The 23214-nt window shown below is 61.8% G+C and carries 21 protein-coding genes and 1 pseudogene; 8 read left to right on the top strand and 14 right to left on the bottom strand.

Annotated features, from left to right (window positions below):
• The first annotated feature begins 34 nt into the window (after window positions 1–34).
• Together GY725_18870 and GY725_18865 are read left to right on the top strand one after the other, a co-directional pair.
• Window positions 35–1567 carry a M48 family metalloprotease gene (locus tag GY725_18870; GenBank protein ID MCP4006251.1) on the top strand — a complete coding sequence of 511 codons (1533 nt, stop codon included), beginning with the start codon at window positions 35–37 and terminating at the stop codon, window positions 1565–1567.
• Between the two features lie 50 nt (window positions 1568–1617).
• Window positions 1618–2400, top strand: coding sequence for an SDR family oxidoreductase (locus GY725_18865; GenBank protein MCP4006250.1), 783 nt, complete (start codon window positions 1618–1620; stop codon window positions 2398–2400).
• Between the two features lie 107 nt (window positions 2401–2507).
• Here GY725_18865 and GY725_18860 read toward each other — a convergent pair.
• The 5 genes and pseudogenes from GY725_18860 to GY725_18840 all read right to left on the bottom strand — a co-directional run bounded on the left by GY725_18860 (window position 2508) and on the right by GY725_18840 (window position 7479).
• Window positions 2508–3190, bottom strand: a pseudogene (locus GY725_18860) (RNA degradosome polyphosphate kinase).
• A 198-nt stretch (window positions 3191–3388) separates the two neighbouring features.
• Entirely contained in the window at window positions 3389–5047 is a 1659-nt protein-coding gene (locus GY725_18855) for a Na/Pi cotransporter family protein (GenBank protein MCP4006249.1), read from the bottom strand.
• A gap of 32 nt (window positions 5048–5079) precedes the next feature.
• Complete coding sequence (locus GY725_18850) at window positions 5080–5571, bottom strand: universal stress protein (GenBank protein ID MCP4006248.1); 492 nt, start codon at window positions 5569–5571, stop codon at window positions 5080–5082.
• A gap of 23 nt (window positions 5572–5594) precedes the next feature.
• A complete protein-coding gene (locus GY725_18845; protein ID MCP4006247.1) occupies window positions 5595–6263 on the bottom strand; it encodes a TIGR00153 family protein in 669 nt (222 codons plus the stop codon).
• 4 nt (window positions 6264–6267) lie between these two features.
• Entirely contained in the window at window positions 6268–7479 is a 1212-nt protein-coding gene (locus GY725_18840) for an inorganic phosphate transporter (protein ID MCP4006246.1), read from the bottom strand.
• Between the two features lie 294 nt (window positions 7480–7773).
• Between GY725_18840 and GY725_18835 the strand changes: the two genes are divergently transcribed.
• A complete protein-coding gene (locus GY725_18835) occupies window positions 7774–8469 on the top strand; it encodes a Crp/Fnr family transcriptional regulator (GenBank protein ID MCP4006245.1) in 696 nt (231 codons plus the stop codon).
• A 160-nt stretch (window positions 8470–8629) separates the two neighbouring features.
• Here the strand turns inward: GY725_18835 and GY725_18830 are convergent, their stop codons facing one another.
• The gene (locus GY725_18830) at window positions 8630–8839 is read right to left on the bottom strand and encodes a hypothetical protein (protein MCP4006244.1); all 210 of its coding nucleotides are present in this window, start codon (window positions 8837–8839) and stop codon (window positions 8630–8632) included.
• Between the two features lie 90 nt (window positions 8840–8929).
• The gene (locus GY725_18825; GenBank protein ID MCP4006243.1) at window positions 8930–9481 is read right to left on the bottom strand and encodes a histidine phosphatase family protein; all 552 of its coding nucleotides are present in this window, start codon (window positions 9479–9481) and stop codon (window positions 8930–8932) included.
• 125 nt (window positions 9482–9606) lie between these two features.
• On the opposite strand from GY725_18825, the gene GY725_18820 reads away from it, so the two are divergent.
• The gene (locus tag GY725_18820) at window positions 9607–10065 is read left to right on the top strand and encodes a hypothetical protein (GenBank protein ID MCP4006242.1); all 459 of its coding nucleotides are present in this window, start codon (window positions 9607–9609) and stop codon (window positions 10063–10065) included.
• Here GY725_18820 and GY725_18815 read toward each other — a convergent pair.
• The 4 genes from GY725_18815 to frdA are packed head-to-tail and all read right to left on the bottom strand — an operon-like array spanning window position 10062 to window position 13308.
• Window positions 10062–10412, bottom strand: a complete 351-nt coding sequence (locus GY725_18815; protein MCP4006241.1) for a fumarate reductase subunit D — start codon at window positions 10410–10412, stop codon at window positions 10062–10064. The genes GY725_18820 and GY725_18815 overlap by 4 nt on opposite strands.
• A gap of 4 nt (window positions 10413–10416) precedes the next feature.
• Window positions 10417–10806: a fumarate reductase subunit C gene (locus GY725_18810; GenBank protein MCP4006240.1), complete on the bottom strand. Its 390-nt coding sequence runs from the start codon at window positions 10804–10806 to the stop codon at window positions 10417–10419.
• On the bottom strand, window positions 10803–11549 hold the full coding sequence (locus tag GY725_18805) for a succinate dehydrogenase/fumarate reductase iron-sulfur subunit (GenBank protein MCP4006239.1): 747 nt from the start codon (window positions 11547–11549) through the stop codon (window positions 10803–10805). Before GY725_18805 ends, GY725_18810 begins: the two co-directional genes overlap by 4 nt.
• Window positions 11542–13308, bottom strand: coding sequence for a fumarate reductase (quinol) flavoprotein subunit (frdA, locus tag GY725_18800; protein ID MCP4006238.1), 1767 nt, complete (start codon window positions 13306–13308; stop codon window positions 11542–11544). Before frdA ends, GY725_18805 begins: the two co-directional genes overlap by 8 nt.
• A gap of 382 nt (window positions 13309–13690) precedes the next feature.
• Between frdA and GY725_18795 the strand changes: the two genes are divergently transcribed.
• Both GY725_18795 and GY725_18790 read left to right on the top strand, forming a co-directional pair.
• The gene (locus GY725_18795) at window positions 13691–15340 is read left to right on the top strand and encodes an acyl-CoA synthetase (protein ID MCP4006237.1); all 1650 of its coding nucleotides are present in this window, start codon (window positions 13691–13693) and stop codon (window positions 15338–15340) included.
• A gap of 154 nt (window positions 15341–15494) precedes the next feature.
• Window positions 15495–16232, top strand: coding sequence for a hypothetical protein (locus GY725_18790; GenBank protein ID MCP4006236.1), 738 nt, complete (start codon window positions 15495–15497; stop codon window positions 16230–16232).
• 124 nt (window positions 16233–16356) lie between these two features.
• On the opposite strand, the gene GY725_18785 is transcribed toward GY725_18790, so the two are convergent.
• Window positions 16357–16599, bottom strand: coding sequence for a helix-turn-helix transcriptional regulator (locus GY725_18785; protein ID MCP4006235.1), 243 nt, complete (start codon window positions 16597–16599; stop codon window positions 16357–16359).
• Between the two features lie 204 nt (window positions 16600–16803).
• Window positions 16804–19020, bottom strand: a complete 2217-nt coding sequence (locus GY725_18780; protein ID MCP4006234.1) for a DUF3604 domain-containing protein — start codon at window positions 19018–19020, stop codon at window positions 16804–16806.
• Window positions 19021–19159: 139 nt separating this feature from the next.
• On the opposite strand from GY725_18780, the gene GY725_18775 reads away from it, so the two are divergent.
• Window positions 19160–20770, top strand: coding sequence for a DUF4038 domain-containing protein (locus GY725_18775; GenBank protein MCP4006233.1), 1611 nt, complete (start codon window positions 19160–19162; stop codon window positions 20768–20770).
• A gap of 84 nt (window positions 20771–20854) precedes the next feature.
• On the opposite strand, the gene GY725_18770 is transcribed toward GY725_18775, so the two are convergent.
• A complete protein-coding gene (locus GY725_18770) occupies window positions 20855–21289 on the bottom strand; it encodes a hypothetical protein (protein ID MCP4006232.1) in 435 nt (144 codons plus the stop codon).
• Window positions 21290–21536: 247 nt separating this feature from the next.
• Here GY725_18770 and GY725_18765 point away from each other — a divergent pair, with 247 nt between their 5' ends.
• On the top strand, window positions 21537–23213 hold the full coding sequence (locus GY725_18765) for a glutamine--tRNA ligase/YqeY domain fusion protein (GenBank protein ID MCP4006231.1): 1677 nt from the start codon (window positions 21537–21539) through the stop codon (window positions 23211–23213).
• The last annotated feature ends 1 nt before the right edge of the window (window position 23214 follow it).

Raw genomic sequence — 23214 nt, 5'->3', positions numbered from 1 at the left:
CTCGACCTGTAGGAGAGATCGTGCGAAGACCGGGTTGTTCTGGCCGCAACGCGAGGCCATCTTGATGGGAATGGATGCCAGGTGGACGGTCGGCACGGCCGCGGCGATTGCGGGTGGGTTGACTTTTCTCGTACTCGGCTGCGCGATCAACCCGGTATCGGGTCGGCCGCAGGCCGTCCTGGCCAGCGAGGCTTCAGAGATCGAGAGCGGGCGCAAGGCCGCCCTGGAACTGGAGAGCGCACTCGGTCTGGTCGAGGACCGCACCCTGACCGCGTACGTGGCCGCGATCGGACAGCGACTCGTCGTTCACTCGTCGCGCTCGCAACTACCCCATCGCTTTCGCGTGCTCGATATCCAGAATTCCAACGCACTGGCTCTGCCCAGCGGTGACATCTATGTATCGCGCGGGCTGCTGGCACAGATCAACACAGAAGACGAACTCGCCAATGTTCTGGCGCACGAGATTGCGCACGTCGCGGCCCGGCATGCGGCTTCGCAACGCGTACGCGAAGCCGCCTTCCTTCCCGTTCAGATGGCCGCGGCCGTTGCTGGAATGGCCGGCTCGATCCTGAGCCCGAACCTCGGGCGCGCGGTGTCGGGTGTCGCCGAGTTTCCAGGCAGGTTCCTGTTCGCGCAATACAGTCGCAATCAGGAAATCCAGGCCGATCGCCTCGGACAGCGATTCGTTGCTGCGGCCGGTTGGGATCCCGCGGGCCTGTCCGGGATCATGACGACGTTCGCGCGTGAGGAAAGCCTGCACTCCAGTCGCCCGCGAGCGAAGAGCTTCTTTTCTTCGCATCCAAACAGCGAAGAACGCAGCGCCGCCGCCGCGCTCAACGCCGATCAGCTGAATCGAGCCGGTGGACCGTCGATCGCGACGGATCGGCAGAATCTGCTCGCGCGACTGGAGGGACTTGTGGTCGGTGCGAGCGCGCATCAAGGAGTGATGGTTGGCAATCGCTTTCTTCATCCGGAGCTTCACTTCGCGGTGACGTTCCCGGAAGGCTGGGAAACGCGCAACAAGCGCAGTGCCGTGATCGCCCGCTCTCCGGACGGGAAGCGCTTTTTCACTTTGACGTTGCCTGGAACAGGCGACGATCCGCTGCTTCCAGCTCGAGCCTTCGAGCGTCGACGTGGCCTGCGGCACTCCCCACAGAGTCTGCGCATCGGCGGTTTTTCCGCGGCCCATGGCGTCCACGTGCCCTCGCGTGATCGCCAGGGGCCGGCGTTGCACCTGACCTGGATCGCGTATCGGGGAAGGATCTATCAGTTGACCGGAATCAGTCCTCGGACGTCGTTCCCGGGTGACGTCGCAATCTTCAATCGCGTCAGCCGCAGTTTCCGCAGGCTCGTGCGCGGTGAACGCAACGAGGTGCGCGAGTGGCGGCTGCGCTTCACGGAGGCACGACGGGGGGAGCCTCTGGCCCGGCTGTTGGCCCGAGCGGGTAGTGAGTGGACGGCCAGGGAGGCGGCCGTGGCCAACGGGCTGGAAGCCGATGTCGTTCTGTTCCGCGGCCAATACGTGAAGTTCCCTCGACTCGAACTCTACGGTCACCAGGGACCGTAGCATCGGGTACAGTGGTCACCGGCCTACAATCCAGGCCGTGGAGGCATGGGGTGATTCTGCAGGACAAGACAGTGATCGTCTCCGGTGTGGGACCGGGACTCGGCGGTGAGGTTGCACGACTGGCTCTGCGCGATGGAGCCAAAGTGATGATCGGAGCCCGTACCGAGACGCGTTTGAAGGAAATGGCCGAGCGTCTCGATCCCACCGGTGAGCGCGTCGGGTTTTTCGCGTTCGACATTACAGATGAGGCAGCCTGCGAAAGCCTGGTTGCAGCCGCGGAACAGCGCTTCGGTGGCGTGGACGCAATGGCGCAAGTGGCCGCCCTCGACGCTTTGTTCGGAACGCTCGATAGCACACCCGCGGAAGACCTGCGCAAGGCGATGGAGGTCAACCTGATTGGAAGCCTGCAACTCGCGCGTGCGGCGGCGCGGGCGATGAGGAAGTCCGGCGGCGGGTCGATTGTCCTGGTCGGCTCACAGTCTTTCCAACAACCGCCCCCGATGCAGCAGATCGCCTACGCTTCCTCGAAGGGAGCGCTGATCTCGGCCATGTATCATATGGCCGCGGAATTGGGTCCACACAAGATCCGTGTAAACACCGTGATTCCCACCTGGATGTGGGGGCCGCCAGTCGAGATGTACGTGAACTGGCAGGCGAAAGAACGCGGTGTTCCGGCCCGGGAAGTAATCGCCGAGATTACCGCGAACATGCCACTCGGAGAGATTCCGCCGGACGAAGATGTGGCCGAAGCCATCGTGTTCTTTTGCTCGGATCGTGCGCGCATGATTACCGGGCAGTCATTGCGCGTGGATGCGGGCGAGGTGATGGGGTAGGAGTCTGGGTGCCTGGTCGACTCAGTAGGTGGAGTTTCGTCCGCGCAGGCCCGTGGTTTGCGTCGCCTCAGCCGGGTCGCCTCGTGCAGGCGCTTCTCGGCGCGGTCGATTGCCATACCGGGAAAGAGCAGGTCCAGATTGTGAGCCATCACGTTTTCGAGGCTCACGAAGACATTCCGATCGCCGAGTTTCAGCAGGCGCGGGATATCCGCGCCCACGGGAACCTTGACGCGTGCGAGTGAGGCCACAGATTCGTTCGGGTAGCGCAGAGTTACGACGATATTCAGGGAGAGGTTCGAGACGAAGGGGAATGGATGCGTCGGATCGGTGGCCTGCGGAGTGACGAGCGGAAAGGTGTTTTCGCAATAGTAGTTGCGCAGGTAGTCCTGGTCTTCGCGGGAAAGATCGGAATAGGTGGTGAGGAGAATGTCGTGCTTGCGCAGATCGTCCCAGACTCGAAGCAGGGCGCGGCGTTTGCGCCCCTCGAGTAGAGCCGCGAACTCGTAGGATTCACCGATCTGTTGCTCGGCGTTCGACCACCTTTGGCGGGTTCCCGAAAGCCGCGTCCGACCTGTTGCTTCAAGCCGCCGATGGGCTTCATGAAGAATTCGTCCTGGTTTGAACTCGCGATTGCCAGAAACTTCACCCGCTCCAGAAGGGGCGTTCGATCGTCCTCTGCTTCGCGCGGAACACGGAAGTTGAAGTTGATCCAGGTCAGTTCGCGGTTCACGAAACACTCGGGTGCGCTCAAGTCGAACCCACCGGGCGCATCTGCTTGCGGTGACGAGATGCGGTCGGCGGGCGTTTCCGCGCCGTATTCCCATGCGGATTCCGGCTCACGTTCTCCGCGGGTTCCTCTTCCCTCAGGCTCGGTTCCGCAACCTCCGCAACCGACGAGGAAAGAGGGGCAATTCACCCGGGCATGGACTGAACTCGCTCTTGGACACGGGGTCTGTGCTCGGGAGGTTCTCGGGCTCTGAGGCCGACATCAATCCGTCTCTGGAGGAGGCTCAGTGGGAACGACGACCCGGGCCATTCGCTTGCAGAAGTAGTAGATGCGTTTCAGGTTCTCGAGGATGTCGATTTCCAAGGTGTAGGCCGGAAGCCGATTCGGTTCGGTTGCCACCAGGCGTTTCGCCTCGTGCATCGCCGCAGAATCTGCGAGTCGGTTGATTTCCCGTTTCATGTCGACGACGACGCGCGCGGCTTCCTCGTTCTTCTGCGTGATTGCGAGCAGGGATGCTTCGAAGGCCTTGGTGACACTGGCGTGGAACTCGTTGATCACTTCCCGGGTCGCTTCGCTTACGCGGACGTCGGTCGTGAGACGGCCGATCCCGAGTGCGACCAGGTTGGTTTCGATGATGTCCCCGATGTTCTCGAGAGCGTTGACGGCCTCCATGAGTTGCAGGAGTTCTTCAGTCTGCGAGGCGTTCAACTGCACCTGACTGATCTGACCCAGGTAGGTGATGATCTGGCCATGCAGGGCATCGACCGAGTTGTCCATCTCTCCGACCTCTTCGACGGTTTCGCGCGGGCCGTTCAGTACGGCGGGGAGAATCGAGCGGAGCATCTCTCGAACCAGATCTCCCATGTGCAGGATCTCCAGTCGGGCCCGGTCAAGCGCGAGCGACGGCGTGTCGAGGAGGTCGAGATCCAGGTACTTGGCCCGCACCTCTTCTTCCTCTTCGATCGGTCGGTCGGGAACCAGCCACTCGATCAGGCGAGCGAACTGTGTGGAGAAGGGAAGGAAGAGGAGCGCGTTGGCGACGTTGAAGACCGTGTGTGCGTTGGCGATCTGTCGGGGTGTCTCGGCCGCGGATTTTGCGAGTCCGGTAATGCCGGAGTCGGCCCTGGGCGAGAACCACGCGACCAGGTCTGCGAGCGGGTCGATGAAGGCAATCCAGAGGAGCACTCCGACGACCTTGAATACGACGTGCACGACGGCGGCTCGCAAGGCCTCTCGAGGTCGACCGACCGCCGCGAGAATGGCCGTAATGCAGGTGCCGATATTCGCTCCGAAAATGAGGGCGATGCCCGCCGGCAGGGTGATCAGACCCTGGCTCGCCATCACGATCACGACGCCTGTGGTCGCCGACGACGACTGGATCACCGCCGTAAAGAGTGCTGCAGCCAGGACTCCGTACAGAGGACTCTCCATTTGAGACATCAATGCGAGGAAGGGTGGATAGCTGCGAAGGGGATCCATGGCGTCGCCCATCACGCCCATCCCGAAGAAGATCAGACCAAGGCCCATCACTCCCGCACCGTGCTGTTTCCAGTTCTGACTCTTCGAGAAGAACATCACCGCAAAGCCGCTCGCAACCAGGAGCAGTGCGTACTTGGTGACCTTGAAAGCGATGATCTGGGCCGTGATCGTCGTGCCTATGTCGGCTCCCAGGATCACGCCGATGGACTGCGAAAGGGACATGAGTCCCGCAGAGATGAAACCGACGACCAGAACAGTGGTGACCGATGAGGACTGGATCACGGCGGTCACGAAAGCACCTGTGAACAGCCCCATCACGCGGTTAGTCGTGAGCTTGGCCAGGATGTTCTTCATCTGGTCACCGGCGGCCAGCTTCAAGGCGTCGGCCATTTTCTCCATTCCGTACAGGAACAGAGCCAAGCCGCCGAACAGGCCCATCATCAACTGAAAGACCGGAAGCTCTGGCGGTTCGATCACTCGAATTCCTCGAGCGGAGTCGCTGATTTCACGATCGTGACCGGGATTGGAGAGAGCTGGGCGACGCGTTCGGCCTTGGAGCCCAGCAAGAGATGAGCGAGCCCGGTGCGCCCCTGACTGCCCACCACGATCATGCTGGCACCAGCTAGCTCCGCCACCTCGAGGATGCGATTTGCCGGCAGGCCCACGACCAGTTCACTGCGGAATTCCTTCACGTCCTTGAATTCCGGATGGTCATGGCGAACTCGCGCGATGAATTCGTCGAGCATCTCCCTGGCGCTGTCCTCCAGGCGTTGCAGATGACCCTCGTCCTGCTTCTTGGAGTAGTAGCCCGGCGCGGCCTCGGGATCGTGGACTACGTGCAGTACGATCAGTGGGACGTCGAAGCTCCGTGCGGCCTTTGCTGCCCATAAAAGCGCAGCCTCGGAGTGGTCCGAAAAGTCCACAGCTGCGAGGATGGCACCCGAGATCGTCTGAGAATCGACCACGTGGTTTCCTTCATCACCTGGCGTCAAGTGGCCACTAGCAGGCGCAGTCGATTTCCGCACTTCTCTGCGTAGTCTGCGAGATCTCCGATCCAGTGACTCATCTGGTACCAGAGCATGATCGAGACGGGTGACATCTCCCCCTCGAGTTTGAAGAGTTCCCGGGTCAGAGTTGCACCCAGGCGATCGGTCTCACTCTCCATGTTTCCGAGGGTCACGATCATCGAGAGCACGTGATCCGCCTCGCGCCCGCGGAAACCCATCTCGACCAGTTCGTCCAGTTTCTCTATCACAGCACCGGCCTGCTGACAAGCCTTTGCCACGGAGCGCACCAGTTCCATGAGTGAGTACTGCAGGCTTTCAGGCACGCTCATATCGCGTTCGTTGAGCAGTCCGGCGATGTCCTGTGCGGTATCTGCGATCGAGTCCTGCATGTCGAGCATTTCGAGCAGGTCGCGGCGATCGACCGGAAGAAACAGCCGCTTGGGCAGGTGTTCGCGGATCTCATTCTTCTTGGTGTCGGCTTCACCCTCGAGGACGTCGATCTTCTGCTGAAGTTCCCGCAGGCGCTCGGTCTCCCCGGCGCAGAGCGCTTCGAATAGCGGCACGACCTCGAGCACGCACAGCTGGACTGTGCGCATGTGTTCCTGGAGCGGTTTGAAGGGGGAACGGGCGAACATGTCGAGAAGTGCCATCTCACTAACCTCCGTGGGACAAGAGTAGTCCCTTGAAGAAGTAGAAGAAGAAAATCGCCAGCCCGGCTCCGGCTGGAAGCGTGACTATCCACGATACGACGATTCGACCCACGACGCGGAAATCGAGGGCCGCGATGCCGCCGGCGAGACCGACCCCGAGGACGGCGCCGACCAGCACATGCGTGGTCGAGACCGGGATTCCCAGGCGACTCGCGAGTACGATCGTCGCCGCGGCCGCTGCTGTTGCCGCGTAGCCGCGCGTGGGCGTGAGTTGGGTGATTCGCTCGCCGACCGTCTCGATCACTCGATAACCCCACATCGACAAGCCGGCAACGATACCGACCCCGCCGATCACCAGGACCCATGTCGGTACGGGCGCGGCCGCTTCAAGAGTTCCTGTGCTGGAGATGTGCAGTACGGCGGCCAGGGGGCCGATGGCGTTGGCGACGTCGTTCGAACCGTGCGCGAAGGCGATCGCGCAAGCGCTCACGATCTGCATGATGCCGAACATCCGCTCGACCGTCGCGTAGTGAAAGTCCCGATCGGCTTCCGGATCGACGCGCACCCGGCTCACCAGTGGATAGGCGATCAGCGTCGTGACCAAACCGAGCATTCCCGAGAGGGCAACGGCTGTGCCGAGCTCGAAGTCGAGTCCGAGGTTCTTCAGGCCCTTGTACAGTGTCACCAGGCCCAGCACGACCACGAGAGAGAAGATATGGGGTGGCCCCCAGCGTTTGACCTGCGCAATCGGATCTGGGTGCTCGAGTATGGTGCTTCGGATCAGGACGAAAAGCAGGAAAGAGGCTGTTCCCGAGAGCAGCGGCGAGAGGACCCAGGACGCGACGATCGGGACCAGGCGGTCCCACTCCACAGCGTCCATTCCCAGCCCGACTGCGCCGAAGCCCACGATCGCGCCCACGATCGAGTGTGTGGTCGAGACTGGCCAGCCGGCGCGGGTCGCGAAAACAAGCCAGGTGGCAGCGGCGCATAACGCCGCGAGCATTCCGTATATGACGGTCTCCGGTGCTGCCGCCGCGATGGTCGGATCGAGGATGCCCCCGCGAATCGTCTTGGTGACGTGTCCTCCGACCAGAAAAGCTCCTGCGAACTCCAACACGCCGGCGACTACGACGGCGCCCCAAAGCGTCAGGGCGCCCGAGCCCACAGAGGTGCCCATGGCGTTGGCGACGTCGTTCGCACCGATGGCCCAGGCCATGTACAGCCCGAGCACGAGTGCGAGCACGACGGGCAGTTCATACCCTCCCACACACCTCTCCCAAAACGAAAGAACTCCGCGGCGTGTTGAACCTCAACATGTCACGGTCGAGCACTCGATTTCTGATAGGGACACTATTTCTAGCGGTTCCGGAGCGATCTGGATGTCACCGGGCCGACAGATGGTGGATTATGTCAGAGAGTTTCAGTCGGGGTTCAGCCGATCCCAGGGGCGCACCCGAGGGGGGGGCGCGGGAGAACAACGAGTCGGCAATCGTCGGAGAATGGCCGCCACATGAGCGATGCCCGACAACTCATTGGCTTCGACTGGCTGACGGGGCTTCCCGCCGAGGATCTGACGGCGCTGCGCGACGCCGCCACCGACCGCGACTACAAACCCCACCAGGTGATCTTCGCACCTTCAGCTGAGCCGAGGTCCGTATACCTATTGGAGAGCGGACTCGTGCGCATCTATCGGCTCTCGGAAGAAGGCGCGGAGATGACCTTCGGCTTTGTTTCGCCGGGAGAGGCTTTTGGCGAGTTCGCCGCCTTCGGTGACTACCAGCGCGAGAGCTTTGCCGAGGCGGTCGCATCCAGTTCGGTGATGAAAACCCGCAAAGGTGCGTTCCTGAAGGTGTTTGCCGACAACCCTGAACTCGTGCTCGAGCTGGCCCGGCAGATCGGCGAGCGCTTCAAGCGCATCGAGAGCCGTGTCGAGGACCTCGCCTTTCGCAATGTGCGGGCGCGCGTGGCTCACGTCCTCCTCGAACTAGGCGAGGACTTCGGAATCCCCGAACCGGGTGGGCTGGCACTCGATATCCACCTCACGCAGGCCGAACTTGCCACGCTCGTGGGAACCACCCGGCAGACGGCCAACACCGTTTTGCAGGAACTCGATCACGAGGGTCTGATCAAGCTGAGGAACCGGCGCACCGTAATCGCCCAGGGCGATGAATTGCACGCCACGGCCGGGCAGACGATCGGAAGCTGAATACCGCAAGAATCTTTCTCGGTGTCGGCTGCGTGACGGCGTCGGTCCACGTGTGGCGCTAGCGTGGCGGCGTAACAACCGACACGGCGGATCCGAGATGCCGAACGCCCTCAGCGAAGTCGAGTCTCAGCTGCCTTTTCCGCCGGCGTCCCGGGTCCCGCTACGCCTTCTGGACGGAGATCAATCCGGACTCGACTACGCGGGGCACCCGCTTGATCTGGCGACGGATTCCGCCCTCGCGACATCCGAACGCGTCTCCCACCTCCTGAAGTTTCGCCTTCACCTCGATCCGACAGAGCGCGAGGGGCTCTCGGGTGTTTTCGAGGACGAGATCCTCTTCATGCTGACGCCCGTGGCTCTGGATTCCCACCGGCCGACCTCGTCCCATTCGCGCGGACATAGTCGGGCGGCTTTCTCAGGCCGGGGATTGCTCGCACCAGAGTACGATCGACCGCCTCCTTCATGTTTTCGGCAACGCGCGCGGGCGCATCAGGGCGATCAGTTGTGCGGCACCCGGTCGTAGATCACTCCAGTCCTCGGGCAAGCGCAGCAGCGCGGCGGCGCCGGTCGGGAAGGTCTTGCCGACCGGCGGAAGTTCCAGCGGTTCACCAACCAGGAACGTGGTGAGTTGCTCGAGTCCGGGACTGTGCCCGACGATCAATACCCGGGCGCGCTCTGCCGGGCAGTCCTTGAGGACGGCGAGCAGATCTTCGAGGTCACCGAGGTAGAGGCGCTCGTCCGAATGGATCAAGTCCGGTTCGCTCTCGAGTTCCTCCAGAACGGTCACGGCCGTCTGCTGGGTGCGGTTGGCCGGCGAACTCAACACCAGATCGGGCACCAGCCCGCAGTCCTTCAGCCAGCGGCCCATGTGCAGACTGTCCCGTTTGCCACGCTTTGCCAGCGGTCGCCCCAGATCGGATGACGTATCCGTGTCCCATGTGGACTTGGCGTGTCGAAGCAGGATCAGTTCGCGTGTCGCGCTGCTCTTTTCGACTTTTTCAGCGCTCGTGATCACGATCGAACTCCCACTCGCGGCTTCCAATAGGATATCGGATGTCGGGGAGATGAGGGCTCTGAGTTGCCTTCTCTCTGGGGTGGTAGACTCGCGAGCCGAAGTGCTGAAGAGGAAGCAATCAGATGGGATTTCATTTCGACACGGATCATATCGAGTGGCAGACGATCGTCGGTCCACCTGACTTCGACGAATTCAAGCTTCGCTACGACTACTCGATCCTCGGTTACGATCGCAAGAGCGGCTCGCTGGATATGATGATGCGCTGGGCGGGGGATGGCGGACATTGTGAGCGTCACCGCCACGTCGGCATTACCTCGACACTGGTTCTCCAGGGCGAACAGCACCTGGAAGAACTGCTTCCCGATGGAAGCGTGAGGCACAAGGTCCGCAAGGCCGGGGACTACGCACTCTCGCTCGGTGTCGAACCGCCGCATCTGGAACGCGGCGGACCCGACGGCGGGATCGCGCTTCTATCCCTGCAAGCGGCGAATGGTCTGCTGTTCGAATTACTCGACGCCGATCTGAAGGTTCTTGCCGAGGTCTCGCTAGACGTTCTGGTTGCTCGCTGGGATGCGCGTTAGATCGGAACGATTGTAACGATCGCGAGGATCGAGCAGACCAGGGCAAAGCCGTAGCAGACTACGCCGAAAGCCGTCTTGGCTCCATGCGGGCCCAGGTCGACCATCACGGCGCGGAAGCGGTGAGCGCAATGCCAGAGGGGCAAGATCACCAGGCCCAGGAGGATCAGTTTGCCGAGCGGATTCGCCGCAAACGCATGAGCGCGTTCGAAGCCGATGGCATCGCTGCCAATGACGCCCAGGGGAACGGTGATGCCGGTAATCAAGATCAGCACCGGTGTGACCAGGGCCGAGATCATGCCGCCGGCGGAAAATAGCGACCAGACCATCGGTTCGTTGGATTTCGCCATTTCGTTACCTCCAGACCACGAGGGCGATGACCACTAGCGAGACCACCACCCAGGCGCCGTAGGTCGCGCCGGCGACGATCGCCGGTGCGACCTTGTTTTCGCCGATCTGCAGTGGCAGCGCTGCCGGTGCCGCGAAAAAGAACGTGGCGGAATGAAGCACTGCAAAAAGCAGCGCAAGCACGTGAAGCCCGATCGCCAGGGGCGAGGTCAGCGCAGCCAGGAACCCTTCGTAGGCAGCCTGGCCTTCACTCAGGCGTATCAGGCCAAGCAACATCACCACCGCGTATCCGCCGACAAACAGGCTCGTCAGTTCGCGGAGCATGTAGACCGTGTATTCCGGTTTTTCCAGCCACCACGTGTTCGACATCGGGCGGACATAGGGTTTGCGACTCATTTCTTCCCCCATGGCATCAGCTTTTCTTTCATCCAATCATTCGTGGCTGCGATCTTGATCTGCTGGATCGCGCCCGCCGGATCGACGTCTTTCGGGCACGCCCGCGAACAGGCGCCTACGAACGTGCAGCCCCACACGCCTTCCTCGGCCGCGAGTACCTCCATGCGTTCTTCACGGCCTTCGTCGCGGGAGTCGTTGTTATAGCGATGAGCCATCGACAAGGCCGCCGGACCGTAGAACTCCGGATTGAGTCCGTACTGCGGGCAGGCCGCGTAGCACAGCAGGCAGTTGATGCACATCGTGAACTGTTTGAACTTGATCAACTCAGCTCGAGATTGCTTGTACGTGCCTTCATCGATCGTATTGTGGTGTTCGCGGATGATGTACGGCTTGATGTCCGCGAACTTGTCGATGAAGTCGTCCTGATCCACGACGAGATCGCGTTCGATCGGGAAGTTGGCCAATGGTTCCACCCGGACCTTGTTCGGGTAGTAATCGCGGATGAACGTCTTGCAACCGAGATGGGGTTCGCCGTTGACGTTGTATCCGCAGCTGCCGCAAACCGCCATATGACACGACCAGCGAAAGCTCAAAGACTGATCGATGTTGTCTTTGATGTGGTTCAACGCATCCAGAACGACCCAGTGCTCTACGTACGGGACTGTGAAAGTCTGAAAATGCGGCTCGGAATCCTTGTCCGGATCGTAGCGCAACACTTCGATTTCGATCGTTTTCTCAGACATCCTCTGTCTTGCCTCCATAAGAGCGCACGGCCGGTTGCGAGCGGGTAATCACGACGGGTTCGTACTCGATCCTCGGCGTGTCCTTGCCGTTGTAATGCGCCAGCGTGTGCTTCAGGAAGTTCTCATCGTCGCGTTCCGGATAGTCCAGGCGCTGATGGGCGCCGCGGCTTTCCGTGCGTGCGACGGCGCCTTCCGCCAGTGTCTGGGCGACGTCCAGAAGATTGCCCAGTTCCAACACGGAGAAGAGATCGGTGTTGTAGACGTTGCTCCGGTCTTCCAATTTCACGTTCCCGTAGCGTTCACGCAGTTCGGCAATCTTCGCGCAGGTGGCTCGGCTGGACGCGTCGTCGCGATAGATGCCGACACCTTCCTCCATGGTCTCGTGCATTTCCTTCTTGATGGTGACCGGGCGCTCATCGCCATCGGTCTTGCGCACCCAGGAGAAGACACGTTCTTCCGCGTCTGCGGCTTGTTTCAACAACACGGATTCGTTCGCCTGGCCCGCCTTTTCCTTCGCGAACTCGGCAGCGCTCTCTCCACACTTCAAGCCCATGACCGTCAGTTCCGTGAGCGAGTTCGATCCGAGTCGATTGGCTCCGTGCAGCCCGCTGCTGGCACATTCGCCCACTGAATAGAGGCCCGGCATGGGGGTCGCTCCGGTGAGATCTGTCTTGATGCCTCCCATCGTGTAATGCACGACGGGCCGTACGGGAACGGGTTCGTCCACCATGTCGACACCGATATAGGTCTTGGCCAGCATCCGCACCATCGGAAGCCGATCTTCGATCTTCTTCTCGCCCAGGTGCGTCATGTCCAACAGGACGCAGTCGCCGAACTGGGTTTCGACTGTCCGGCCCTTCTTCTGCTCGTGGTAGAAGGCCTGGCTGAGGCGGTCGCGGGGCCCGAGTTCCATCGTCTTGGGTTGGGGATCACCGAGCGGAGTTTCCGGACCCATTTCGTAGTCCTGGAGATAGCGATAGCCGTCCTTGTTGCGAAGTACCCCGCCTTCGCCGCGACAGCCTTCGGTCAGCAGAATGCCCGTACCCGGAAGCCCCGTCGGGTGGTACTGAATGAATTCCATGTCGCGCAGCGGCACGCCCGCTCGATAGGCCATGCCCATGCCGTCGGCCGTCTTGATGCCTCCGTTGGTGGTAAACGGGAAAATCTGACCCGCGCCACCGGCCGCCATGATGACCGACTTGGCGATGAAGAGTTTCATCTGGCCCGTGCGCATCTCGATCGCCACCACTCCCTGACAGCGCCCGTCGTCGACGATCAGGTCGGTTGCGTAGTACTCGTCGAAACGCCGGATCGACTCGAACTGGATCGAGGTCTGAAACAGTGTGTGCAGCATGTGAAAGCCGGTCTTATCCGCGGCGTACCAGGTTCGCGCGATCTTCATGCCACCGAACTTGCGCACGGATACGCCGCCATCGTCATCTCGGCTCCAGGGACAGCCCCATTGTTCGATGCGTGTCAGCTGGCGCGGTGCTTCCTTCACGAACATGTCGACCATGTCCTGGTCGCACAGCCAGTCACCACCGGAGACCGTATCGTTGAAGTGGTTATCCAGTGTGTCGATGTCCTGGGCCACACCGGCGGCGCCGCCCTCCGCTGCAACCGTGTGGCTGCGCATCGGGTAGACCTTGGAAATCAACGCAATGTGTAGCGACGGATCAGACTCGGCCACTGCAATCGCAGCGCGCAGACCGCCTCCGCCAGCGCCGAGGATTGCGACATCGGTCTTGATTACTTCCATGCTCGATACTCCACATGACCCGGGGGGGTCTCAACAGGGGCGGATGCTCCCGTGCCCCCGGCCATCAGTCGTTGCTCCGCCTCACCCGATCTGAATTCGGAGCCTACAGTAGCCCATCAGCGTCGTCCGGCTTGGCTGCGTACCCGCCACTTGTGGCTGCACGGGTCGCCACGCGACCCGGACCGGGCCGGCCTTCCGAATCGGCTCTTTTCCGCGCAGGGGATGGACTGGGCCAGAGGTTCAGAATGTGGCAAATTCCACACAGTCGATCTTCTCGGTCTCGCACCGGGGGATCGGCGCCAGTAGTGCCATCAGTCTAGAATCCCCACCCGGAGTCGTTTTCGGCGCTCCCTTCCACTTGCCCCAGGAGGTACGCACGACCATGGAATTCAGCTTTGCAGAAGTGCACGAGGCGATTGCCGACGCGGTTCCCGAGCGCGAGGTGATCGTATTTCGCGATCGGCGCTTTACCTACGAGCAGTTGCGGAATCGCAGTCGACGTCTGGCGAACTACTTGCTGAGCCGCGGGCTGAAGGTCCATCGGGATCGCAGCGAACTCCAGGGTCACGAGTCCGGGCAGTGCCACCTGGCGCTCTACCTCTACAACGGCAACGAGTACCTCGAAGGCATGCTCGGCGCGTTCAAGGCGCGGTTGGGCCCGCTGAATGTGAACTATCGCTACGTGGAAGAGGAACTGCTCTATCTGTTCAGGGACAGTCAGGCGCGGGCGGTGATCTACCACGCCGAGTTCGCGCCGAACATCGCCCGTCTGCGCGATCAGCTTCCACAACTCGAAGTTCTGATCCAGGTCGCCGACGATTCGGGCAACGAACTTCTGGAGGGAGCGGTGGATTACGAGGAGGCGCTGGCTTCTTCCTCAGCGGATCTACCCGATATCCAGCCTTCTCCTGACGATCTCTACCTGCTGTACACCGGCGGTACGACGGGCATGCCCAAGGGCGTGCTCTGGCGTTCGGCCGACATCTACTGCGCAGCCATGGGTGGGCGCAAGGTCGACCACAGTGAGTTCGAGTCACTGGAAGAGGTCAAGCAGGCGACTGCGTTCGGAGCGGACATGCGCGCGCTAGTCGGTCCACCGATGATGCACGGAGCGGCGCAGTGGGTCAGCTTCATCGGGATGGGCGTCGGAGGGACGCTGATCTTCGGAAGTGAGAACAAGAAGCTCGATCCAAAGGACTTCCTGACGGTTGCCGCGCGCGAGCGCGTCAATACGATCATGATCGTAGGCGACGCGTTTGCCCGACCGATCCTGGACGAAATCGAGGCGGGGGACTACGACCTGTCGAGTCTGCGAATCGTCGGGTCGGGCGGTGCGGCACTTTCTACCGCGAACAAGAAAGCCTTTCTCGAGCTTCTGCCCGATGTGACCATCATGGATTCGATCGGTTCCTCGGAAACCGGAGCTCAGGCCAGCAATCCCAGTACCAAGGACTCCGGGGTCTCGACCGGAGCCTTCAAGCCGAATGCCTGGGCCTGCGTCGTTTCTGCCGAGATCGATCGCGTTCTTCAGCCGGAGGACCGCGACATGGGCTGGTTTGCTCAAACGGGTCGGGTACCACTGGGCTATCTGGGGGATCCGGAGAAGACCGCCAAGACCTTTCCAACGATCGGGGGCGTGCGCTACGCGGTACCCGGAGACCGGGCGCGTTACGCCGCCGACGGTTCGATCGAGGTGCTCGGTCGAGACTCCGTCACGATCAACTCCGGTGGCGAGAAGATCTTCGCTGAAGAGGTCGAGCAAGCCCTCAAGCAACACCCCGAGGTGTTCGACACCGTGGTCGCGGGGCGTCCCAGCGAGCGCTGGGGAAACGAGGTCGTGGCGATCGTGCAATTGCGGGAGGGGTCGAGCATCGGCGATGTCGAGTTGCTCGAAGAAGCCGCGCGGCATATCGCGCGTTACAAACTCCCCAAGGTGTTTGTGTACAAGGACCGCATCCAGCGCAGTCCGAGTGGCAAGGCCGACTATCGCTGGGCGAAGGAACAGGCGACCGGCCCCGAACAAGGGAAATAGCTCGGGACGGGAATCCCGTCGGCCCGCAGTGGAGTTCTGTGGAGAGTTGCGTGCGCACGAAGGTTTGGGCGCTCGGGTGTTCTGATCGCGGATGGTGTTCTGATCACTGAGGTTGAGTGGGTGTACCGCCGATAGGGTCAGCGGGGTACCTATCTTGCGCAGAACTCACTGGACCACAGCCGCCGTATGTGTAGCGGTCGCAATTACCGCCCAGGTGGGCTTCATAGGCGTGCGCGAAAGCCGACGCTCAGGAGAGCTGGAGCAGGAACTCGCCGAGTACGATTCCCGCAGCCGGCGTTCCCTCGAATTGGTCCAGGGTCGCCTGGAGCAGGAGCGCGACGTCTCGGGTCAGCTTCGAGCTCAGCTTCTCGAGGCGGAGGTCTACACGAATCTCCTCAGTTTCGAACTCAACGAGGCGACCGTCCGAGCGGCCCTGCTGGAGAACATGGCCGATGAACCTCCCGCTCTCGAGGTTGCCATTACACCGCTCGAGGGACTCGAGCGTTTCGTCGCCTGGGCGCGAAATCCGGGCAATCGTCCGATTCGCATCGTCGAGGCGGAAGGTTCCGTCTGGATCGATGGAGCTGCTTCGGGTTTCGGTCGGACCGCTGAGACCATCTCGATTGCTCCGACCAGCGATGCCGAGTTCTTCGAGTTCAGCCTCTTCGGTCGCGAGCCCATTCAGGTTGCGGGTGGAGAGGCGCTTTTCCGCGGCGCACTCTGCCTGACGTATGAACGCGACCTGGGTGAGTTGACGAGCGCGTGGTCCGCTCTTTACTGGTTCGAGTACAACCGCGACGTCAAGCGCATCGCAATTCTCGCCCGTGACGGATGGGCGATCGAAGCACCCGGGCAAGGCTGCGATCTACGCTCGATCGAACTTCCCTGGTAGTTTGCGCGCCGGTTGGACCGGTACGGGGAAGACGTACCGGTCCGTGTAGGCAGAAGGGGTGTGTTCGGTCTCTGGCTCCTCCTCTTTGACTCCGCGTAACGGTCAGAGCGGAACTCGATCTCGCCTAATAATCCGGGAAGACTTCATGTCGCTCGTCGAAACTGCGACCGAGAGCCACTACGATCTTGCGCTTGGTCGCCATGCGACAGATCTGTCCTTTTTCGACCGAGTGAATCGTTCGCAAGGCGAGTTGCGCTTTGTACGCGAGCTGCTCCTGGGTCATCAGTTCCTTCATTCGCAGCTCTCGAACGCGATTGTGTCGGGTCTGGCCAGCGTCCCGGTTGATTCCGTAGGTTGCCATGTCCATGTCTGCTCCTCTGCTGGTGATGCTCAACGGGTCCATGCCTGCAAAAAGAGCAACTGCCGTGCCAACTGCGCCACGAGGCGACAACTGGGCGTTCGAGCTGGCCTTTTCGGGATTCCAGAGACAGCCCGATGCCCCGTCGACCCGTAAACTCCAGGTTGCGCCTGGAACGCGAGGTGGACACGATCACCACCGCTTGCGCTTGGCTCAGGCGCCCCAGTCCACCCAGATCGGTGACGACCACGCCCGCTCCTCTGTGAGCGAGAGACAGTTGTCGCCGACCGTCGCTGCGGAACCGCAGCGATCCAGGCTCGTGCAGCGGCCCTGTTCATCATACGTGCAGCGCAATCCACCGCCATTGACCGCGTTGCTCGGCGCTTCGATCGCGCGCACGTAGTAAAGGGCGGTTCGTTTCCCAGCCCTGAACTCCGTGTCCTGGAACGTGACGGAACAACCGGAGGGATCGGGCTTGCAGCCGTAGATGCGCCACGGATCTTCAATCAATTCGGAGAGGTCCTCGTCGGGGGAGTTCTGCGGGCGAATCCGCACGACTTCGATGCGTGCGATCTGTCTGCGCCGATCCGACGGGTGGTAGCACTCACTGCGACATAGACGCTCCAATCGGTGAGGGGACAGGCCGGTCGCCACGTAGTCCGGGCAGCCCGACTGCTGTTCCAGCGATCCGATCGCGCGTGCGCGGAACACGGGCACATCGTTGCTGCGCACCGCTGTGCCCATGGGTAATGCCGTTCCCGAAGCGGTCAGGAAGTCGAACCACAGCAGGATGCGGGGACCGCTGGTTGCATAGACCTCCTTGCGTTCGAGTGCTTTCCAGATGGCGTCCCGATCGCGCCCGCTCGCGTGTGCGGCAACCAGTCCTCCGGTCATGAAGAAGGACGACTGGCGCTCCATCTCGAGCATCTGCAGGCCGCGCAGCTTGCTGGTCGCTCGCTCAAAGGCTCGCGCCTGGGGTTCCGCGGGAGTCGCCGGTGCACTGAACATGGACGGCACTTCGTTGCGCGATTCGCTCATCGACGTGCGGCCGAATTCCTTGTAGCCGGTGCCCGGTCGCGCCGTGTGGGTGTCACTCGATGCCAGGAAACCCAGGCGGAAATGTTTCGGCTTTTCGGGCTGATCGAAATTTCCGACGGCCGAGATGAACTGCGCGGAGCCGCCGGGACGGTGGTTCATGGCGGGCAGGGTGCAATCCTTGCACTGGCCGGCGTCGAGCCAGTCCTCGACGGATGTTCCGCCGACCGTCAGGTGAGCCTGGGCGGAGGCCTCGGCGGCGAGTTGGCGTGCTTCCGCAGCGCGGCGATCGCATTCGAACTGGTCGATACCTGCGACCTGGCAGCGTTTCTCCACGATCTGTCCGGCTCGCTGACAGGTCGTCAGGTGACCGGCGCGTTGAGCCGGGCAATGCGGTTTGCCTTCGGCGTCGAACTCGACCGCGTGGAAGTCGCGGTATTCCTCCGCGTTGCCGTGTCCGGAATAGATTTCGATCAGCTTCTGTCGAGAGGGATCGTGCTGCGCGGCGACCAGCTGGTTCTGCCACGTCGAACCCGGCGGAGTGTAGAGACCCCATGTGGTTCCGTGGGGAATCACGATGGAGTCGTGGCCCCAGTCGTTCAGCTTGGCAAACAGATCCCGGGGAGTTTCCGCCCATTCCGAGCAGTTTGCGGGCAGATCTCGCACAGGTACACCCGCCGGGCAGTTCACCCTCTCGCCGAGTTCCTGGAAATACCGGGCGAGATCGAACATGCGTTTGTGTCCGCCTGAAGCCAGCGCGAGTAGCGCGCGTTGCAACGGTTCGGGCCCATTTGAATTGCGACCCTCGATACGGCCGGCTGCGATCGGACGCGCGGGAATGCGCGCTTCGTCCAGATTTCGCAGCACCACGTTCTTGTGACCGTAGTGGTTCTGAGGAAGCGTTCCCGACTGAGACCACTCCCAGCCCAGAAAAGGCACGACGTCGGGATTGTTGGGATCTCCCGAGATCTGGTCGCATCGCCGCATCGTCTCGACAGTTTCACGCCAGTGCTGCGGCGTAAGGCTCTCGGCGTGGTCGTTGATCGACCAGAAATCGAGGGCCGAGCAGAATCGCGCGAAGTCGCAAGCGTCTGCGGGAGGGTGCGCACCTTCCCCGTTGCTGATCGGCAAGCTCCCGATGAAAGCGTCGCTCGAGAATGTGCTGTGGACGTGAAGATCGCCGAAGAGAATCTGCTTGGGCTTCTCGATCTCGATCGAACTCGTCGCCAGGTTCTGGGTGACGGCCCTGGCGCGGACTGCGCCCGTGGGTAGCGCCACGCCTTCGATGGTGCCGGGCCCTTCGTGATCGCCCATCCAGCCCAGGCCGATTGCGTAGACCCCCGAAAAGACGAATGCGAGGATCAGCGCCAGTCCGATCAGAATACGCACGTGCATAGAGTTCTCCGCGGGGGGCGATCACCGTAGGCAATATCAGGTCCCCTGATCAAGCAGCGCAGGGCTTTGAAGATCCCATCCCGCAGCGGGTTCGCTTTCCAGGTGCTATCTGATCGGAGATGCCTACACCGCGCGATACATGCGGCTGCTGATTGCCGCCCTGGCGGTGATCTGCGTGGCGTGCGGCGAAGCTGAGTCGCCGCGATCCGCTCAAGGTTCTTTCGAAGGCATACCGGGGCGGCTCGATAGCTCGGATCCAAACGTCCCTCTCTTCGGAGTGTTCGAGCTGGCGCTGGGTGCGCAAAACCCGGGAACTCAGCCGTATGTGGACGGTCCCGAGGTCAGCGCACGTTTCGAAGGTGCATCGGGGCCGGCCAAGAGCAGCTACTTTGAAGTGCAAGGTTTCTGGGACGGGGACAACGTCTGGCGGATCCGCTTTTCGCCCATTCTTGAAGGCGACTGGATCTGGGCGACGAGCAGCCAGGACATGGGCCTCGCTGGCGTTTCCGGCCGAATCCACGCGCTCGCTCCGGATGAGGCTGCGCTGTCGGGAAACCTCTTGCGGCGCGGTTTTCTGGAGCGTGACGGCTACGGGTGGGAGCTTTCCGATGGCAGTTCGTTCCTGCCGGTCGGTGAAGTGCAGTGGGGATTTGCGGAGGAGTTTTCTCTCGAAGAGGTGAAGAACTGGATCGACGCGCTCCACGAGTTCGGACTGAATGGATTCCTGGGATCGGTGTGGCGGGCCCGGTCGGACCGGGGAGGTCTGCAGCCATTCGACAATGCCGACCCGAAGACTGAACGGGTTGAACTGGCCTACTTCGAGCGTCTAGATGCGATCGTTCGCTACGCGAATCAGCGAGGTGTGATTCCGGGACTCGCGATCGGAGGCTTTCCCGGCGACTCGGACTGGTATGCGAAGTTCGGTACGCAAGAACGCCACGACCGCTGGTTTCGCTACGTCGTGTCGCGCTATGCGGCTTTCAATGTGCGCTGGATCTTGTTTGGCGATGTCGATGCGGTGAATCCCCCTTGGGATTCTACCTGGCAGGAGAGTGTCGCCTACTACGCGCGTCTGGCGAAGGATGTCGATCCCTGGGATCATCCACTCGGAAGTCATCACAGCAAGATCGATTCGAGCAGCGCAAGCAATCCCGATATCGACTATGTCCAGGTTCAGACTTCGAGCAGCGGCGGAGACCCACTCGAGAACCGACGTTGGGGAAAGCCGATCTGGTCGACGGATCGGCCGGACGGAGGGCTCGAAGATCCGAACGCGCTCCGGCAGGCACTGAGAGCCACTCATCGGCACTTCGTGGCTGGGCTCGCCTTTCCGACACTCGGCAGTCGCATGAACGTGCCTGTCGCGAACCCGCAGTTTCCGCCGGCCCGCGCGGTCCAGCAGGGAGTCGAGCTTCGGGATTTCCTATTGGAATACGATCTCGGCTTGCGCCGACTGGCCGAGTTCAAGCGTTTCTACGAGGAACTGGATCGTCGACATTTTGAGCCCGCGGCCGAGCGTTGTAGTCGCGGAATCTGCGGTCGTTTTGGTGAGAGCCTGGCACTGATGCTCGAGGGGGGCGGGAGTGTTTCGGTCGATCTGCGCGACATGCCTGGCCAATTCCGCGTCCGCGCGCTCGAGATCTCGACTGGGCAGCTACGCACACTACCGCGCATCCGGGGGGGCGAGGTGCGCACGATCGACACGGGATCAGACCGGGACACGGCCCTTGTCCTGAGCCACCAGGGGTAGAGGTCGGGGCGAGTCTCCTGGGCTTTCTCTCCTGGGCATTCAAAGAGGCTCAGCGGTTCGCGACGCTCTGTGAAACCGGCTGCGTTATTCCAAAGGCGGCGCGGCGCGCGCGCTCCGCTTCAGGTGATGCAGTTGGCGCCGTACGGTGCGCAGTCTGCGCGGATCCTTTGCCTCGCTCGCGTCGCTGCGCTCGAGTTTCAGCTGGCGGATCATCTCCTTGATCTGGGACCTGTGGAGTCCACGGGTCTGTAGGCGACGTACGCCCAGACTCCGCCGGCCGCCTGCAGGGGCGAGCTTTCTCGCGCTCTTCCGGGCAGGGCTCGAACTCGTGGCCTGCGCTGGAGTCACTGGCGTGTCGGCAGTACTCGCGCTCGATCCGCGCGCGTTCGCCAGGGCTGCGACCAGCTCGCCTTTGCGCATGGAGCGGAAGCCCTTCAGGGCATCGTGCTCGATCTCCGCCGCGAGGTCGCGTAGCTCGGCGACCTTCTTGCCGTTCAGTTCCTCGATCGAAAAACTCATGCATTCCCCCTGTTCACGCCGCAGGTCTTCAGGGGGCATAGCCTCCGGCAGGTTCCAGAGCCTATCACTCCTTCGGGTGAAAGCCCGTGCCCCGGGAGTGTCACGGTCGCCAGACGTAACCCCCTGTGTTCGGAAGGGTCCGAGAGTCCAGCCCCGGCCGCATTCCGCACCGCGCTGGGAAACGCGAGCCGGGGGGACTCCACACGACGGGTCGCTATACTGCTCGCTCAACCGGGAGTTCGTCGGAATGGCTGAGATCGAGAATGCGCCGCCCCTGCACTTTGTTCGCGCCATCGTCAAAGAAGATGGCGAGACGGGGAAGTTCGACGGTCGGGTCGTCACGCGCTTTCCTCCCGAGCCCAACGGCTACCTGCATATCGGTCACGCGAAGGCGATTTCGCTGAACTTCGGGATCGCGAACGAGAACGATGGCGTGTACCACCTGCGCTTCGACGATACGAATCCGTCCCGGGAAGAAGAAGAGTTCGTCGAGTCGATCAAACGCGACATCCGTTGGCTGGGTTTCGATTGGGGCCAGCACCTGTTTTTCGCATCGGACTACTTCGAGCAGTTGTACGAGTACGCCGAACAGTTGATTCGCGCGGGAAAGGCGTATGTCTGTGACCTGGATGGCGATCAGATCCGGGAATACCGGGGTACGTTGACCGAGCCGGGTCGCAACAGCCCTTTTCGTGAGCGCAGCGTGGAAGAGAACCTGGAACTGTTCCGGCGCATGCGCGCCGGTGAGTTCGAGGAAGGATCGCATACGCTGAGGGGCAAGATCGATATGGCTTCCCCGAATATCAAGCTGCGCGATCCTGTCTTCTATCGCATCCAGAAGGTGACCCATCACCGCACTGGAGACCGCTGGCCGATTTATCCCATGTACGATTTTGCGCACGGGCTCTCCGATTCGATCGAGGGCATTACCCACTCGCTCTGCACGCTGGAGTTCGAGGACCATCGGCCGCTCTACGATTGGATTCTCGACGAACTCGCCATCTATCACCCCCAGCAGATCGAGTTTGCGCGACTGCGCCTGACCCACGTCATGATGAGCAAGCGCAAGCTGCGCGCGTTGGTGGAAGAGGGCATCGTTTCGGGTTGGGATGATCCGCGCATGCCGACGCTTTCGGCGATGCGTCGGCGCGGCTACACCCCTGAGGCTATTCTGGATCTCTGTGATCGCGTCGGCGTGGCAAAGCGCGAGGCGACCAATGAGTTCTCGCTACTCGAACACTGTCTCCGCGAGGACCTGAACCGCCGTGCCCCGCGTGTGATGGCGATACTGCGCCCGCTGCGCGTCGTGATCGAGAATTATCCCGAAGACCAGGTCGAAGAACTCGACGCGATCAACAATCCGGAGGACCCGAGTGCGGGCAAGCGCAAGGTTCCGTTTTCCCGCGTCATCTACGTCGAGCGCGAGGACTTTCGCGAGGATCCACCGCGCAAGTTCTTCCGTTTGTCACCGGGCCGAGAGGTGCGCCTGCGCTACGCCTATTTCATCACCTGCAAGGAAGTGATCAAGGACGAAAGCGGAGAGGTGATCGAGTTGCGCTGCACCTACGATCCCGAAACGCGCGGCGGCGATTCGCCCGATGGTCGCAAGGTCAAGGGAACCCTGCACTGGGTGGCCGAGGCGACGGCGCTCAACGCGGAGGTCCGGCTCTACGACCACCTCTTCAGCGCCGAGAATCCCGATGACGGTGATTTTCACGACAATCTCAACCCGAACTCGCTGGAAGTGTTGAGCGGTTCTCGCGTCGAACCAGCCCTCGCGGACGCGGCATCGGGCATCACCTATCAATTCGAGCGACAGGGATATTTCTGTATCGACAGTGCTGACTCGACGCCGGAACACCTGGTGTTCAATCGCGCCGTGACGCTGCGGGATACCTGGTCCAAAGTCCAGAAGAAGGGCTGAT

The organism is bacterium, assembly GCA_024226335.1.
Lineage (GTDB): Bacteria > Myxococcota_A > UBA9160 > SZUA-336 > SZUA-336 > JAAELY01.
This window is presented reverse-complemented; position numbering and strand designations above follow the sequence as displayed.

Bases quoted from the DNA above. Each gene is read 5' to 3' on its own strand.
- GY725_18855 (MCP4006249.1), bottom strand. From the start codon at position 5,047: ATGATGGGCCTGTTCGGCGGCTTGGCTCTGTTCCTGTACGGAATGGAG.
- GY725_18845 (MCP4006247.1), bottom strand. From the start codon at position 6,263: ATGGCACTTCTCGACATGTTCGCCCGTTCCCCCTTCAAACCGCTCCAG.
- GY725_18840 (MCP4006246.1), bottom strand. From the start codon at position 7,479: ATGGCCTGGGCCATCGGTGCGAACGACGTCGCCAACGCCATGGGCACC.
- GY725_18835 (MCP4006245.1), top strand. From the start codon at position 7,774: ATGAGCGATGCCCGACAACTCATTGGCTTCGACTGGCTGACGGGGCTT.
- GY725_18820 (MCP4006242.1), top strand. From the start codon at position 9,607: ATGGGATTTCATTTCGACACGGATCATATCGAGTGGCAGACGATCGTC.
- GY725_18815 (MCP4006241.1), bottom strand. From the start codon at position 10,412: ATGGCGAAATCCAACGAACCGATGGTCTGGTCGCTATTTTCCGCCGGC.
- GY725_18810 (MCP4006240.1), bottom strand. From the start codon at position 10,806: ATGAGTCGCAAACCCTATGTCCGCCCGATGTCGAACACGTGGTGGCTG.
- GY725_18805 (MCP4006239.1), bottom strand. From the start codon at position 11,549: ATGTCTGAGAAAACGATCGAAATCGAAGTGTTGCGCTACGATCCGGAC.
- frdA (MCP4006238.1), bottom strand. From the start codon at position 13,308: ATGGAAGTAATCAAGACCGATGTCGCAATCCTCGGCGCTGGCGGAGGC.
- GY725_18795 (MCP4006237.1), top strand. From the start codon at position 13,691: ATGGAATTCAGCTTTGCAGAAGTGCACGAGGCGATTGCCGACGCGGTT.
- GY725_18785 (MCP4006235.1), bottom strand. From the start codon at position 16,599: ATGGACATGGCAACCTACGGAATCAACCGGGACGCTGGCCAGACCCGA.
- GY725_18780 (MCP4006234.1), bottom strand. From the start codon at position 19,020: ATGCACGTGCGTATTCTGATCGGACTGGCGCTGATCCTCGCATTCGTC.
- GY725_18775 (MCP4006233.1), top strand. From the start codon at position 19,160: ATGCGGCTGCTGATTGCCGCCCTGGCGGTGATCTGCGTGGCGTGCGGC.
- GY725_18770 (MCP4006232.1), bottom strand. From the start codon at position 21,289: ATGAGTTTTTCGATCGAGGAACTGAACGGCAAGAAGGTCGCCGAGCTA.
- GY725_18765 (MCP4006231.1), top strand. From the start codon at position 21,537: ATGGCTGAGATCGAGAATGCGCCGCCCCTGCACTTTGTTCGCGCCATC.